Source organism: Christiangramia oceanisediminis (assembly GCF_022570735.2).
Taxonomy (GTDB): Bacteria; Bacteroidota; Bacteroidia; order Flavobacteriales; family Flavobacteriaceae; genus Christiangramia; species Christiangramia oceanisediminis.
On sequence record NZ_JANCNS010000001.1, the window covers coordinates 438,604 to 454,087 of the forward strand.

The 15,484-nt window shown below is 43.7% G+C and carries 11 protein-coding genes; all 11 read right to left on the minus strand.

Annotated elements, in window-relative coordinates:
• Positions 1–6: 6 nt before the first annotated feature.
• The 11 genes from MKO06_RS01975 to ruvA all read right to left on the minus strand — a co-directional run bounded on the left by MKO06_RS01975 (position 7) and on the right by ruvA (position 15,433).
• Positions 7–369, minus strand: a complete 363-nt coding sequence (locus MKO06_RS01975; protein WP_241550663.1) for a cytochrome C oxidase subunit IV family protein — start codon at positions 367–369, stop codon at positions 7–9.
• 17 nt (positions 370–386) lie between these two features.
• The gene (locus tag MKO06_RS01980; RefSeq protein WP_241550664.1) at positions 387–1,367 is read right to left on the minus strand and encodes a cytochrome c oxidase subunit 3; all 981 of its coding nucleotides are present in this window, start codon (positions 1,365–1,367) and stop codon (positions 387–389) included.
• 45 nt (positions 1,368–1,412) lie between these two features.
• Entirely contained in the window at positions 1,413–1,994 is a 582-nt protein-coding gene (locus MKO06_RS01985) for a cytochrome c oxidase subunit 3 (RefSeq protein WP_241550665.1), read from the minus strand.
• Positions 1,985–2,887, minus strand: coding sequence for a heme o synthase (gene cyoE, locus MKO06_RS01990; RefSeq protein ID WP_241550666.1), 903 nt, complete (start codon positions 2,885–2,887; stop codon positions 1,985–1,987). The genes MKO06_RS01985 and cyoE overlap by 10 nt, the downstream gene beginning before the upstream one ends.
• Before the next feature lie 89 nt (positions 2,888–2,976).
• Positions 2,977–5,091, minus strand: coding sequence for a gliding motility protein RemB (locus MKO06_RS01995; protein WP_241550667.1), 2,115 nt, complete (start codon positions 5,089–5,091; stop codon positions 2,977–2,979).
• Between the two features lie 116 nt (positions 5,092–5,207).
• Complete coding sequence (locus tag MKO06_RS02000; protein ID WP_241550668.1) at positions 5,208–5,930, minus strand: energy transducer TonB; 723 nt, start codon at positions 5,928–5,930, stop codon at positions 5,208–5,210.
• Between the two features lie 109 nt (positions 5,931–6,039).
• On the minus strand, positions 6,040–6,759 hold the full coding sequence (locus tag MKO06_RS02005) for an energy transducer TonB (protein ID WP_241550669.1): 720 nt from the start codon (positions 6,757–6,759) through the stop codon (positions 6,040–6,042).
• 120 nt (positions 6,760–6,879) lie between these two features.
• A complete protein-coding gene (locus MKO06_RS02010; protein WP_241550670.1) occupies positions 6,880–7,278 on the minus strand; it encodes a VanZ family protein in 399 nt (132 codons plus the stop codon).
• Positions 7,268–7,648: a glycine cleavage system protein GcvH gene (gene gcvH / locus MKO06_RS02015; protein WP_241550671.1), complete on the minus strand. Its 381-nt coding sequence runs from the start codon at positions 7,646–7,648 to the stop codon at positions 7,268–7,270. The genes MKO06_RS02010 and gcvH overlap by 11 nt, the downstream gene beginning before the upstream one ends.
• A 62-nt stretch (positions 7,649–7,710) precedes the next feature.
• Positions 7,711–14,850, minus strand: a complete 7,140-nt coding sequence (gene sov, locus MKO06_RS02020) for a T9SS outer membrane translocon Sov/SprA (RefSeq protein WP_425248402.1) — start codon at positions 14,848–14,850, stop codon at positions 7,711–7,713.
• A gap of 1 nt (position 14,851) precedes the next feature.
• Positions 14,852–15,433 carry a Holliday junction branch migration protein RuvA gene (gene ruvA / locus MKO06_RS02025; RefSeq protein WP_241550672.1) on the minus strand — a complete coding sequence of 194 codons (582 nt, stop codon included), beginning with the start codon at positions 15,431–15,433 and terminating at the stop codon, positions 14,852–14,854.
• Positions 15,434–15,484 lie beyond the last annotated feature (51 nt).

Sequence of the window (15,484 nt, forward strand, 5' to 3'; positions counted from 1 at the left end):
CTTTTCCTAGAAGTCCCAGGCAACGTAGCCGTTCTTGTAGACATCGTAAATATAACCTCCTTCGGTTAATAAAATGAATATCAGATAGGAAATAAGAAAAATCGAAGTCCATACGATCGCCCTTCTCAGGCCTTTGGTCTCGTGCTCCAGGTGCATGAATGCCCAGGCAATATAGTATGCTTTATAAATAGTAAGGATTATAAATATCCAGTTAAGCAACTTCATACCCAACAGATAAGTATCGGTAAGAAATGCCGGTTTAATGATCCCCAGAACAACCTCAACGATGGTCACTATGGAAAGGATGCCGAAAACAAACCAGATTCTTTTAGTTGCTGATCCGTGATGTTGTGTAGTATCGTGAGCCATAATAATTTATTTCAGAATTAAACCAGGTAAAAGAATGTAAATACGAATACCCAAACGAGGTCTACAAAGTGCCAGTACAATCCAACCTTTTCAACCATTTCATAACTACCACGACGCTCGTAGGTACCAATAACCACATTGAAGAATATTATGATGTTGATTACTATCCCTGACAATACGTGGAATCCGTGGAAACCTGTTATAAAAAAGAAGAAATCTGCAAATAATGGGTGACCGTATTCATTTTGAACAAGGTTAGCACCCTCAACAGTCCCAATACCCTGAGCTTCCAGAATATTCAGAGACTCTTCCCTGGAAAGAATAGTTTTCTCTCTTTCTTCATTCAACTGCTGGGTCCTGATAAGAATATCTTCATTAGCAGCAAATCCAGCCTTTACTTCTTCGATGGTATAAGTGGGAAGCTCCTGGCTTGTCTCAAACCATACACCATTGTTTTCATCATGTTCTACTCTTGAACCTTCCATAGGGATCGCGAAATCACCCAGAGCAACTCGTTCACCCTCGGTATTTATGAACTGAAGGATATTTCCACCCTTGGTTGTTACAGCTCCGTAATCTCCCTTGATGAAAGTCGCCCATTCCCAGGCCTGCGATCCAACGAAAACAATACCTCCAAGAATAGTGAGGAACATATAAAGAGTCACCTTGGATTTCTTCATATGATGTCCTGCGTCTACTGCAAGTACCATGGTCACAGATGAGAAAATAAGTATAAACGTCATCAGGGCCACATAATACATTGGAGCTTCTACTCCATGTAAAAACGGGAAGTGAGTGAACACTTCATCGGCAATTGGCCATGAATCGATAAATTTGAATCTTGAAAAACCGTAAGCGGCAAGGAATCCTGAGAATGTTAAAGCGTCAGAAAGGATGAAGAACCACATCATCATCTTTCCATAACTTGCTTTTAGTGGTTCGTTACCCCCACCCCAGGTCTTCCCTTCTGTGCCTGTTCTAACAACAGTAGCCTCCATAGAAGTATTTTAATGTTAAAGGATGCGCAAAAATACGCATTTTTATTATCTAAAGAAATATAAAAAGAAAATCAGGTAAAGCCAAAGCAGGTCTACGAAGTGCCAGAAGGTTGCACCCAGCTCGAATCCAAGCATTTGCCCCTTATAGTAGCGTTGTTTAAAATGGTTATAAATTAACACAAGTAGCACGATGATACCCACCGCCAAATGCGCAAGGTGAGCCAGCACGAGCACATAAATAAACGAGGTCGTGATACTGCTTTCACTGCCTGTGAAGTAATAACCCTGCTGAATGATCTCTGAAAAGCTGTAAAACTGAAATACCACGAACAGGATCGCAAGTATCAAAGTCCCAATCAGTAAAGCGCTGGCCGTTCTCCGATCACCCGATTTGATGAACTTTTTGCTCAGCATCAGGGTTCCGCTACTGGCCAGTATTACCAGTGTACTCCACAAAAAGGAAATTGGCAGTTCAAATTCATTCAACCAGTCGGGCCTGCTTTTACTAACTACATAAGCACTGGTAAGACCGGCAAAGGTCATTACCATACTAATAATCCCGAACCAGAGCATCATTTTCTTGGAGCGGGCCTTTTTCTTCTCGATACTATCTTCGGTTAAATCCATTGTCTGATAAATTTATCAAGTACATATACAATTTGAAGCAGTGTTATATAAGAAACACTGGCGAACATTAATTTCTTGGCTGCCTCGGAAGTTTTCTCCCTGAACAATCGAATGGCATAATAAAGCATTCCAAGTCCCAGAAGAAGGATGATCACTCCCGAAACCGGTGTTAGATATAATCTCCCCGTAACCCCGAAAACCGGAATAAGAGAAACCAAAATCGTCCAGCAGGTATAAAGTAAGATCTGGATAGAAGTACCCCGGTCACGCTTCCCGGTAGGAAGCATCAAAAAGCCACCTTTTTTGTAATCGTCATACAACCACCAGCCAATTGCCCAGAAATGCGGAAACTGCCAGAAGAACTGTATCATAAATAAAGTTCCCGGTTCTATACTAAATTCGCCTGAAGCAGCCACCCAGCCAAGCATAAACGGGATAGCACCCGGAAACGCTCCTACAAATACCGAAAGCGGCGTTTTGGTCTTTAATGGAGTATAAATACTAACATACAGAAATATGCTAATCGCGCCGAACATGGCGGTTTTAGGATTGATCACATAAAGAACAATCAGTCCAAGAACAGTGAATACACTAGCGATGGTAAACGCCGTGGGAACCGACATTCTTCCGGCAGGAAGGGGTCTATTTTTGGTACGGTCCATCAGGGCATCCAGGTTACGCTCGATGATCTGGTTGTAAGCATTAGAAGCTCCCACCATAAGGTAACCACCAATCGCCAATAAGGTAACCACCACAAAATCGATCTTTTCGGCACCCAAAAAATAACCTGCAACCGATGAAAAGACCACGCTAATAGCGAGCCTCATCTTGGTTATTTCCTTAAAATCTGAAAGTATGGAAGCGCTGGAAGTATGTACGCGAGTGTTGCTCAAAAAGCCATTTTTTTTCTGGCGCAAAGATACTCCTTAATTAGGTTTTAGCAAGAGGCTCAACCTGTTAATTTTCAGCATTGCGAAAATGACTAATAATCAAAATACCAGTTGAAAATATCGGTCCTTAGACCAAAGTTGATCCAGGTAGTGGAATTATCGAAATTGGCAGGAGTATTTGATTCAGGATTGAAATCGCGATAGATAAAACTCGCGAAAAGTTTAAGATTGGTGGTTGGATTAACGATATACCCAGCCTCCAGTTCAGAATAAAAAGAAAAGGTTGTATTACCCTGGCCTATTTCCACACCGGTTTCGAACGGCCTGTCCTCCTCGGTTCGATAGATATCCTGGCCAAAATATGCGTCACCTTTAGATAGATCGAAACCGCGCTCCCCTATTATAAACTTCGAGCTACCATACCAGCGATCCTTCCTGTATCTTGCTATAGCAAGAAATTCCCTGAAATTGGCACCCCATAGATGGGCCATACTTTGGTTATTATGCCCGTAATTCAAGGTGATGGTGTTATGGGAATAGGTATATGGCCTTACCTGGTTATATTCGGCCTGCAGGTATAAATTATCTACATTAAAGGCATTGAAATACTTCAGCCCAAGCTGAAGACCCATTTTATTTTTCCAGCTTTTCTCCCCACCAAAAACATCCTCCGAGGAGAATTCATCTATAAGCCATTGCGAATAGGCGTAAACCTGGTCGCTAAACCTGTATTTTCCCGTTAAACCAATAATGGCATTTCCGCCATCGGCACCTGTAGCGAATTCGATCGCACGGTAAAAGATCACCGGATTCAGGTAGTTAAGATCAAATCCCCTGTCATTATCATTTTCCCACATCACCGATTCAAAAAAGCCTAAATTCAGTCTTTTGGTCACGTTCCAGCTCAGGTAATGATTTGCGATATATTTGGTGCGATAGGAGCCACTGTTCACCACCTCCGGCCGAACATCGCGAAGCGACATCCAGGTGTTGGTATATTTGATCTTCCAGAAATTGGTATTCAGTTTTAAATATGGATATGGCGAGGCATTATCGCTTAATACCAGCGAACGATAACCATCTCCTATAAAATTCTTCCCGTGGCCAAACTGAATATTGATAAAATCGGCCGGAGTAAATGACAAATAACCTTCTGCTACAGGATAATCATAACCATCATTCATAAAATCCTTGGCAACGCCCCGCCCGGGAATGATAGCCGGGTCTCCACCTGCAGGCCGGATAGATTCCGCATAACGATTGAAATATTCAGCGAATCGGCCCTGGTTTTCATAGACGACCGAATAAAAATTGAAGCGTTTTCCAAGACCTCCCTGGATAATAGCCATCCTGGTATTATTGTAAGTAAAATCGTGATCTTCCTGTTCGAAATCCTTTCCCAGCTGTAGATCGAAACCTGTATCTACCGTGAACCAGTAATCCTGGGTTTGAAACCTGAACAAATGCTCATTCCATATCTTCCTGCCGGCCCAGGTATTTCGGTCCTGCAACAATTCATCCCTGTTTTCCTCAAAATCGTAATAGCGGTTCACCTCGTTAAAAAGCAATGGCTTCGAAGCCGAATGCGAATTGGTTCCTATCCTATTGAACGCAGCATCAAACCGACTGTAAAACTCATGCGAAAATGGAATATTGATCTGGCTGGTATAGCGAGGGCTGGTGAATTCATCAGATTGCACACGCTCGTATTCGGTAAGCACATTCTCTTCAGTTTCTTCAACAGTTATAACCTGAGGGCTTTCAACATTGTTCCCATTATTTTCAATCCCCTGTACGGTAGCGTTGGCCTGGATAGGGATCTTTAAATTGAACCGGAACTGCATATGTATAGATCTGCCGTTATAGGTCGCCGGCCGGATCACCGGCAAATTACCAAATACCCGCCTCACCTCATCCTTGAGTTCGTTATAGGCAGCGTCCAGGTAGATAATTTCAAATTCCCCCTCTTCGGTCACTTCAAAAAGAATACTTACCGCTCCTTTATAATTATCGGATTTTACTTTTTCAGGGGTTTTAAATTCAGAAATAATATGATCTACCAGCTGCTTATTGAAACAGGCTTGCTGCTGTTCGAATTCAAGACTGGAACATTCGGGGAATTGCGGGTAAACTTCAGAAGAAGAAGTCTCCTGTGCAATAAGTGATAAATTCAGAAATAAGAAAGGAAGAAGTAAAAGGTACTTCATACGCTCAGGGGGCTTGATTTTAGGCTGTAAGATACATTTTTTCCTAAAGGCAAGTTAATTAAAATAAAAAATCCCCCGCTAAAAGCGAGGGATCTCTCAATTATATGTTTAGGAAATTAGTCCTGTACTTTAAATGCAATTGGCAAAGAGTACATAACCCCAACCGGCTTACCACGCTGCTTACCTGGTTTCATTTTAGGCAAACTGTTGATAACGCGGGCAGCTTCCTGCTCCAGTCTTGGGTGTGGAGCACGTGCTCGCACCTGACCAATATTACCTTTTTCGTCGATTCTGAACTGAACGATCACACGGTTGATCCCGCTTAATCCTAGTTCGGCACCAAGATCGGTATCAAATTCCTTGTTCACGTAGCTACTGATCTTTTCACTCATACATTTTTTTCGCTCCTCGTTGTTCTTTTTATTTTCACAACCAGGGAAGATTGGCACATCTTCGATCACCGCAAAAGGAACGTCTTCTACTTCCTCCTCTACAGGAGCCTCAACAACCTCTTCAACCTCTACGATCTCATCCAGATTGGTTTCAGTAGACTGAATTTCGTCTTCTTCCACTTCTTCCTCATCTTCTACAACCTCGATCACTTCTGGTGCCGGAGGTGGTGGCGGTGGTGGCGGTGGAGTATTCTGCATTTCAGTAATTGGCACATCCTCTTCATCAAGGGCGTCCATATTTACCTGCCCGATATCTATCTGTTCAGGGTCATAGGTTTTCCATTCGATAGCCTGCCATGTTAGAAACAGAACAATAATAAGACCTAGCTGTAAATAGAGAACTCTATTTCTGTTAAGATCAGATTTTGGATTTTTCTTAGGTTCCATAATGCGAAATATAGTTAAGGGTTGCTAAAATAAAGATTTTTTCTAAAAAACTAAATTTATCTAGGATAATAAGTCATTAAAATGAACTTATTCCTGAAAGATCTGTAGATCAATCCTGTACCCGGAATCTAATTGGGATCGAATATGAGACAGGTACGGCCTTTCCACGCTGCTTGCCAGGTTTCATTTCGGGCAATTCACCAATTACCCTTCTGGCTTCCTTCTCAAGTTCAGGATGAGGCGCCCTGGTATGAATTTGCTCAACCAGCCCCTCTTTATTCACTACGAACTTAACAACCACAAGATTTGTACCACTAAGACCTAGTTCTTCACCTAATCTGGTATTGAAGTTACGGTTTACAAAATCGCTGATCTTCGAACTCATGCAGCTTTTACGCGCTTCGTTTTCTTCAAGCTTTTCACAACCTGGAAAAACCGGAACTTCTTCTACCGCTATAAAAGCATGTGTAATAGGTTCATCAGGCGCATCGGGTTCTTCGATATGCTCAGGTTCCGGAAGATTTTCCAGGTCAAGATCTGTTGGCACCGTAACATCTTCGGGAGTTTTACTATCGTCTGGCACCGGCTCTATTTCGTCCAGAATCAATTTAGGAGGTGGAGGCGGTGTCTTTTCAGCAGTAATGGTAAGTGGAGGTGTTTCCTCCTCGATAAGATCCATACTTATACCGGGATCTTTAGGAGGTTTGTCGTCAAAGCTCTTCCAGTTGAAGGCCTGAAGTGTTAGAAATAAAACTAGGATAAGCCCTATTTGAAGAAAAAGGACCCATCTCCGACGCAGGTCGGCTTTCGAATTTTTCTTTGGTTTCATCTGATTTTGTGGTTTTTGGTCTTTCAGATGCAATTCGCCGGTTTGCTAATCACTGGTAAAAGCAGGTAATAAAAACCGGCTCATTTCATAAAAGAGTGGTTAATAAAGGTTATAATTTAGTTAGGCAACTTCCTGTTTGAGCTTCTTCACCTGTGGCGCCATGACGATGAAGAAAACAACAGCAAGTACTACACCAGCCGAATTTGCCAGAATATCCCACCAATCGGGGGTCCTGTAACTGGTTAGGGTTCCCTGCAAAACCTCAATTAACATACCAAAAATAAAACTTGCGATCGCCACCCATATTAAATTGGACGTATATCGCTTAAAATCAGATGCCTGAAAAACAAAATACAGTTTCCACAAAACCGCTAAAAACAAATATGCTCCGGCATGGAGCATTTTGTCGGTGGGATCGAATCCCCCCAGGCTTACCTTAAAGTCCATTACGATTAAAGAAAAATACGTAATGGCACTGGTATATAGCAGCGCCAGTAATAGTAATATCCTAGCTACCAATTACCTCTTTATATTGATCAGCTGTAAGAAGCTCGTCCACTTCAGAAGAATCGGCCATCTTGATCTTGATCATCCAGCCTTCACCATAAGGATCGTTATTTACCTTTTCCGGCTCATCTTCCAGGCTATCGTTAAACTCGATGATCTCTCCCGAAATTGGCATAAAAAGATCTGATACCGTTTTTACGGCTTCAACAGTTCCAAAAACCTCTTCTTTTTCAAGGTTTTCATCAAGTGTCTCCACTTCTACATATACAATATCTCCCAGTTCTCCCTGGGCAAAATCGGTTACTCCAACAGTAGCAGTGTCGCCTTCTATTTTAACCCATTCGTGGTCTTTGGTGTACTTTAATTCTTGTGGAATATTCATAGTTTCATATTATAAGACAGCAAAGTTAGTTTTTTACCCGAATTGTTCAAACAGGCTTCCCGTTAATTTCCAAAATTATAGATCAACGTGATCCCAGACCTGATAGTGGTTTGCGGAAATGCGGTAGAAACAGCATATTCTGAAAAGCTATGATCGTAATAGAACCTGGCAGTTAAATTTCGGGTTAACCCGTAGTCTGCGGTAAAATTGATCGCCCAGATATCCTGACCCGATATGGTTTGGTTATTGCTCAGGTCCAGGTATCTTACGATAGTCCGGTTTTTCCTGTAAGAAACATCTGCCTTAAAGTTCAGGTCACTGCTCAAAATTCGGCTTCTTCCGCCAAGACTGGTCGCAATCTTGAGATCCTGCAAACGATAACCTAAGCCCAGGGTATATTCATTTCCGCTATATTCGGTCAACAGGTTATTATCAAAACTGAAGGCTAGAGACCGGTCCTTCTCCATTTGTGCAAGCACCTGGATATTACCCCTTGTCTCAAAATCTATCCGTGCAAGCGGAGTGAACAATTCGGTTAACACGACATTGGAATACAGGATTGGGTTTTTAAAATCACCTGCCTGGTTCACCTCCTGCGGGTTGTCTGGATCATAATCCAGGTTAGTCTGGAACTGTGTAAGGGTATAATCTGAACGGTAACCATGGTTGATCGAGAATCTTCTGAAATGATCCCGGAACCATTTAAGCCTCATCAGTCCGGTATATTTTAAGTTCCAGTTTGGTGCCGGTACACTTCTGAAAGGCCCGAGTTTAACATTCCCGGGATCTTCACCCGAATAGGCCGCGATAAATGCCGGGAGCAATACTGCCTGGTTGGTCCTTCCAATTCCTACGGGGTATCCCTCCTGGTCCACATCATCAGGATCTAAACCTCTTTCGTTTGCAAGTCTCCTGGCAACCTCGAGCCTGTTTTCCCTGAAAGTCTCGAATGCCGCCGAGGTAGTTTCATTAGAAGTGCTGAAAGCAGTCCTGATAAGAATGGTCGAAATATTGAAATTCCCGTAACTATAAGGCGTAAGAGGAATGTACTGCTGGGTTAATGGGTCTACCCGATAGTTTTCTGAAAAATTCTCGGAATAATTCTTTCGTCCAGTAAGTTCCAAAGTAAGATCAGGAAGGAAATCGAATCCGGCCTGAAAATCTAGTTGTTCGTTTTCTACCGTGGTATATTGCTGGTTAAAATTCTGGAAAAGGGTAAGCCAGCCGCGTTCAGCAGCCATATACCTGATCTCATCCTGGAATCCAAGGGTAAACCCGAAGGTTGGACGGATGGTTCCCATAAACCCAACATCCTGGGTATAACCTGGAAGATAGATACCCCTGCTGTTTCTATAATTCACCTGGAAGGTCTTTAAACCGGTTACAATATTTACGAATGTATTGTATGTCTTATTCGTTTTAACCCTTGGCTCTTCCTGTACCTGCTGCTGCTCATCTGGCGGACCAAGCGTTGGCACTCCCCTGCTTCGTTCCTGTATGCTTTTGCCGGTACTTTGAGGATTCTTTTCAACGAGCCCCACATAATCGTAAAGGTCCTGCAGGTTCAAATTGGCATTTATCTGGTGGGTATTCGAATTCTGGACGCTGTTACCTATATCCGGGATATTTTCGAGCTGGCTAAAGATCTGAGAACCTCGCTGCCACTGGAAATCACCGGTGTAGGAGTAGGTGGTATTGATAAACCTGAGCACCGGAATTTTATCGAAAGGCAACTGGTAATTCACCTGCAATGTCTGGAAATGCACATCTGGCCGGCCAATGCTAAAGAAATCATCCCACAGGCCAATGCTGTTATCTGCAAAACCCTCTTCGTCTATATAATTCCGAATAATGCGGTTATTACTGGCGTTAAAGGCAAAATTGAGGGACTTCGTTAGATTATAGTTCACACCATACTGCCAGTCGAACAAATAGTTTCGCTGGTATAGGGTAGGAATCCCAATATCGTTCTCACTTAACTCGAGAGACCTGAATTTTTGCTGATTGTACTGCCTGAAGATATTCGAACTTGCATTGATGTTCGATGGCAGGTAATTAAAATTGAAATCCCGCAGCAAAGCAAAATAATCACTACTGTCCAGCACCGTGATCTTTCGAAGGGGTTCCACGGTCTTGGCCGGAAAATTAAATTCATAGGTTCCACCAACCCGCACGCTTTGATCCAGGCTTTGCTCGATCTCAAAATCCCGGTGGTTGATCTGGTTGTAAGAAGTAGAGAATGCAAAGTTTTCTACATCATAAGGCATCGGCTTCTTATCTCCGGTACGTTCCTTTCTAAGACCAATCACGTTTATGCTTTCCCTTTTAGTGTAGGATTGCGACTGTTTTTCAACAGCTTCCCGCTCCTGGGGATCTTCGATATTATCCAAACGTGTATCCAGTTCTACGTCCAGGAATTCCTGATCGAACTTTGGAGTGATCAACTCTTCACCCCTGCTATAGTTCACCGGGATCTTCACTCCCCATTGCGGCGGTAATAACTGCCCCATGTTTACATTGGTGACCATATCATACTGGCTCAGGTCTTCCCGGCTTCTCTGGTTTGGCCCCTGTTCGATACTTCCAAAGCCAACCGTGCTTCTGCGGCCTGTGGCTGAGATATTAGCAAAATCGGCAAGGTTACTATCCATGCTTACGACTCCTGCCCATCCGCCTTCATTCTTAAGATCTGAAAGTCTCAGCTCGTTGAACCATACCTCACCACAAAGCTCGGTTAATCCGTCTGGATTGGTTCCGTTCTTCACCCCAAGCATGAGCAACCTAATATTACCAAAACTCGGATTTCCCTTTATTCCCAGTCTAAGCCTGCCCATATCATAAGGAGTTTCAGCATCTACGGGCATCAGTTCTTCGGTAAAGAAGTTCAGTTCCGTAGATACCAGTGAAGGATCTCCCAGCACAGCAGTTTTGATCTGTTGCAGCAGGTCGAGCTCCAGGTTGAGCCGGTTTACTTCCGGCCAGATCTCGGCAGCTGTTGAAGCACCAAATAAAGTTGGTGAAAGCGGCACCTCTATCTGGTAGAAGTTGTCACTAAAATCTGTTCCCATCCTGATAAATGCAACCAATTGGCCGTCTTTTAGGGGCGGCCTGTTCACAAAGGATTCGGCGTGAAGAAACATTTCCAGGTTTTTGAACTGTCGCATATCAATCTGGAAATTCTTATACACCGCACGGGCATCCTGTGGTTCCAACTCACAAACCCTTAAGGAAAGCGACTGTTCATTCTGCCTGATATTACTGTTATTTTCAAAGAGTTCTTCCCTGAAAACTCCCGGGGGCAGCACATATGGGATGGGTTCCCTGTTTTCGTTCTCCTCGATATTCACCGCGTTCACCTCGAAGAGCGTATTCGGGTTTTCAATCTGCCCCTCATCTTCAAAAAGGCTCTGGTTATATCTTCGGTAATCTCCCCTAACCATATCCATGGTCCCGAACCTCAGCAGGGTTGGATTCTGAAAATCGGTAAGGTACATCCTGATGAATCGAATGGACCTGAAATCTGCAATTCCACCAATGGCCTCGGTAGGTTCAAAGATAGGCACCTTGAACTGGACCCATCTAACGGGAAGTTCCTGGCCGTTCCTCAGCGTTGTGGTAAGCTCCTTTACATCGGTGACATAGCGGTTATTATCAATGTTCATCCCGGGGAAAAACGGCACCTCGTACTGGAAGTAGCTATTAATGGTGTTCATCGTATTATCCCGGTTGATATCCTCGGTAGTTGGAAGCGTAGTATTTCCGCGGTTAGTATCGGTCACCACGGTTGGAGAGTTCCCCTCCACCCCATTGTAATCGCTGTAACGCTCCAGGATACTTCCATCCCTGTTCAAAAAGTACTGGTAGTTATCGGCCGAGGGATCGGGCAAATTAGCAAAATCGCTAAACAATACTGCTTCTTCGGCATCCAGTATCCCATCGTAACCCGCATCCTGTAAGGTCCTGGCGTCACCCTCGGTATCAAATGCATAGACCAGGGATTGATCTGCCGGCACCTGCCCAAAAGCAGTACTGATCACATCGGCAGTCCCATCACCTTCCGGAAGACCATTCTCATATTGTTTACGCCCATCCTTAAGCACATCTTCAGAAATATTACCAAGATTGAAGTTAATGGTCCCCCCGGGATTCCCGGCATTTTCAGGATAAATGTAAGGGTCCATCACCCAGAACTGAATGTATTCAACATTAGACTGTTCGAAATTGGTGGTATTGATCGCACGCATGATCCCCCCGAAATTGTTACGCGGATTCGGAAGCGTATTTCCCCCGGCTGCTGCCGGGTTATAATTATAAGGACCTCTTTCCTGCGGATTGTAGGCTACATCCATCGTATAAACCACCTGCGGTTGTCCCTGAACCACGTCTACATTCGGGAAGATCTCATTCAGCGCTACCCTTCTCGCAGCATAAGTAGAAATATCAGAGTCGCTTATTCCGGCAGGCCTGTTGTTGCTGTAAAAAATAGGATCGATAGTATACCAGGCCATTTTCGCCCTTCGGTTACCTACGTTAAGATCACCATTAGCAAGTTCCCCCCCAAAGCCAAGCGGAACACTTGAAAGTTCCCAGCTTAGCGGATTATTGATATCTATGGAAGTTTGAGCAGCCTCGAAATCATCGATATAGGTGGTTGCCTTTCCGTCAAAATCACTATTGGCAGGCGAGCCCGGTAACAGGTAAGCGAATTCACCACGAACTGAAACGTTCGATTTCACATCGGTATCGATATTGGGCAATTTATTGACCAGCCTGGTTAGGAACGGAACTTCGGTACTGTAGTTAAGATTCAGCCCGAAAATGGTGTTATTGATAGGCTCGTAATTATAGTTCGCTTTCTGGGTAAGCGGTCGTTCTTTCAAATTGATCAGGGTTCCCCCTATCAGGAAATTCTCATTGAACTGGTGCTCCACGTTGATCCCGCTGAACCGTTTTGTTTGCTGACCAAAAAGCGCGTTGTTTTCTGTATTTACCTGGATAGGTATATCGGAAGCTAACAAGGCCTCATCAAGGATCTGAACCCTTCCCAGCTCATAATTCACCACATAATCTACCCCTTCCTGGAGTACACGACCTCCAGCTGTAACCGTCACCGAGCCGGGCGGAAGGTTAAACCCAATAGGAATTCCCTCTACTTCGGCAGATTTGTATCGACCCTTTAACTGAAATTTGTTCTTATCGGCTTCTTCCTGTTCGGCCTGTATCTTGGTGGTACGATACATCGCCCTGAACACATAACGCTGCTGGTTCTCGTTCCAGGTTTCAGGAATGTTATAATCTTCGGGGCCCGTGTTAGGAGTATCATCCAGCTTATCGAAAAGGTGTTTCCCGAAAGGTTCCACGGTGGTAAAGATGATGTTCCCGTTTTGAGAGTCAATGGTTATTTGCGGGACATAATCGAAAAATCCATCACCGCCATTGATAGGATCATTGTTATTGTTCAGCTGGTCCAGCCTGAAAACCCTTAACAGAGGTGTTTCAGCAACATCCGGCGGGAGGCTAGTTCCTTCCACAGGTTTGATATAGTTAAGCGGCTGCGGATCGGTATACAGGATATTCATCCTGAAATCTTCCCGCTCCAGCTGGTAAGCACCAAGACTGTAAATATTCTTCATCATCAAATCCCAAACTGGTTCATTTACATTGATGATGGTACTTTTAAGCAATTTTACTACCAGGTTCTGGTTTGCCCTTGGATTCGTACCAGGGTTCTGATCGGGGTTATTATTGGTACTGTTCACCCCGTCATTGGCAAATTCACCCACCTGGAAAACCTCCCCGTTGATGGTAAACTGGAAGGCTACCCCAAGCACCTCATCATTGCTCAGTCGCTGGTTTAAGGAGATATATCCCAACTGTGTATTAACGGTATATTCATTTGGTCTTAGCTGGCGCGCATTCTCGAGGATGGCATAATCGATACCTTCTGAAACCACCAGGGGACCAAAACCGCTTTCCACGGTTGCAATATCGCGAATTGCAGGGGTAAGAATCGATTCTCCCGCACCGGTTATTCCGAAGGGGTTCAGGTCATTATTGGTATTATCAGGGAAAGCTCCGCCCGGCACATTAAAAAAGCCTCCCGGCGGGTTATCCACACCAATATTCCCAGCAACGGGGGATTCTCCAAGATCCTGAATAGCCACAATATTACGGGTATCCTGTATATTCTGAATATTATTGGTACGGTTGGTCACCCAAACCTGGATTCGTTTTATCTGAATATTGCTGTTGATGAACGGATAATTTTCCAGGGCCTCATCATAATGATCCCTGAAATAATGTGCCAGGAAAAAGTGCCTGTCCTGATCGTATTCCAGAATGAACTTTTCGAAATCCTCAACGGTAGCACCACCTTCCACGTTCAGGGTTCTTCGCTCCGATTGCTGTTCAGAAAAGACCCCTGTGATCCTTGTTTTCCCGAACTGTAGCTCGGTCTTGAACCCAAAAAGGCTCTGGGCTCCCTGGATTAGTGAGTTAGTGAGCGGCATATTCACATTTCCCACTTCGATCTTTTGTATGATATCATCCTCATTAGGCGTATACTCCAGTTTTAACTGGTTCTGAAAATCGAAGGTGGATTCGGTATCGTAATTTGCGGTGATCTGAAGTCGCTCCCCTATTTGTCCTAGAAGACTCAAACTTATTCGCTGGTCGAAATCGAAAGACAGGTTCCTTCGGTTACGGGGTGAAAATGCAGGGTTATCCTGTTTCGTAAATAAAAGACCAAGATCCATTTCTACCGATCCCTGGGGAAGTATGTCTATTTGTGATCCTCCAAAAATGGACTCGAAGAAATTGTTGTTCACATAAAAATCGGGCAGAAGGTCCTTCTGAATCTCTTCAGCACCTTCCTTTCTGCCGCTGAGTGCATCATTTTTAAGCTTGAAATAATTCTGCATCTCTTCAGAGAGTACCAGTTCTTCAAACTCTTCCGGAGTAAGTACAAGGGGTAAGCCTAAATTGAGATTACCAAGGCTTTCTTTATAAAAATAGCGATCAAGAACAGGATCATATTCATATAAGGATACAATACTTTCGGGATCTGGAAGTTCGATGTTTCCTAAAACATAACCCGTGGTATCCTGCGGGGTTTCCTGAGCCGCAGAATCCATCGCAGATACCAGTAATATCAGCAGAATAAGGCGTACCGGTAAAGACAACTTCGGGTAATTGTTCCTCAACTTATAGCTTTTTAAGAGCCATTTTTATTATAGATTCCACGGTAGATTCAGAGTTTTCCTGAATAATCCTGTCTACAACTTTGCCTGCCTGGCGCCTGTTATATCCCAGGATCTCTAATGCAGATAACGCTTCTTCCCTGCCAGTATTGTTCTGAGACACTAAAACTTCACCTTCATCCATCACAGCAAGAGCCTTGTCTTTAAGGTCCAGAATAACTCTTTGGGCCGTTTTTGCTCCAATACCCTTGACACTTTGTATGGTGCCAACATCTTCATTCGCTATGGCCGCAGTGACTTCACCGGGCTGAAGCGAGGATAACATGGTGCGAGCAGTACTGCTTCCAACTCCCGAAACCGAAATTAAAAGTTTAAAGATCTCCCGTTCAGATTTTTCCATAAAACCGAAAAGGGTATGGGAATCTTCCTTAACCTGTAAGTAGGTATATAAACTAATGGCCTCAGAATCTGGAATCAGCGAATAAGTATGAAGTGAAATGTTGACCAAATATCCAATTCCATTACAGTCTATAACAACATGGGTTGGATTTTTTTCAATTAATTGCCCCTTAAGATGATGAATCATGAAAAAAACGTGTGTTAGGCTTCAAAAATAGTGAAATAAGTCAAAGGCCAA

What these genes read in the sequence shown, in the direction of transcription:
- MKO06_RS01980 (WP_241550664.1), bottom strand. Translation starts at nt 1,367, where the DNA reads ATGGAGGCTACTGTTGTTAGAACAGGCACAGAAGGGAAGACCTGGGGT.
- MKO06_RS02005 (WP_241550669.1), bottom strand. Translation starts at nt 6,759, where the DNA reads ATGAAACCAAAGAAAAATTCGAAAGCCGACCTGCGTCGGAGATGGGTC.
- MKO06_RS01985 (WP_241550665.1), bottom strand. Translation starts at nt 1,994, where the DNA reads ATGGATTTAACCGAAGATAGTATCGAGAAGAAAAAGGCCCGCTCCAAG.
- MKO06_RS01975 (WP_241550663.1), bottom strand. Translation starts at nt 369, where the DNA reads ATGGCTCACGATACTACACAACATCACGGATCAGCAACTAAAAGAATC.
- MKO06_RS02000 (WP_241550668.1), bottom strand. Translation starts at nt 5,930, where the DNA reads ATGGAACCTAAGAAAAATCCAAAATCTGATCTTAACAGAAATAGAGTT.
- ruvA (WP_241550672.1), bottom strand. Translation starts at nt 15,433, where the DNA reads ATGATTCATCATCTTAAGGGGCAATTAATTGAAAAAAATCCAACCCAT.
- gcvH (WP_241550671.1), bottom strand. Translation starts at nt 7,648, where the DNA reads ATGAATATTCCACAAGAATTAAAGTACACCAAAGACCACGAATGGGTT.
- MKO06_RS01995 (WP_241550667.1), bottom strand. Translation starts at nt 5,091, where the DNA reads ATGAAGTACCTTTTACTTCTTCCTTTCTTATTTCTGAATTTATCACTT.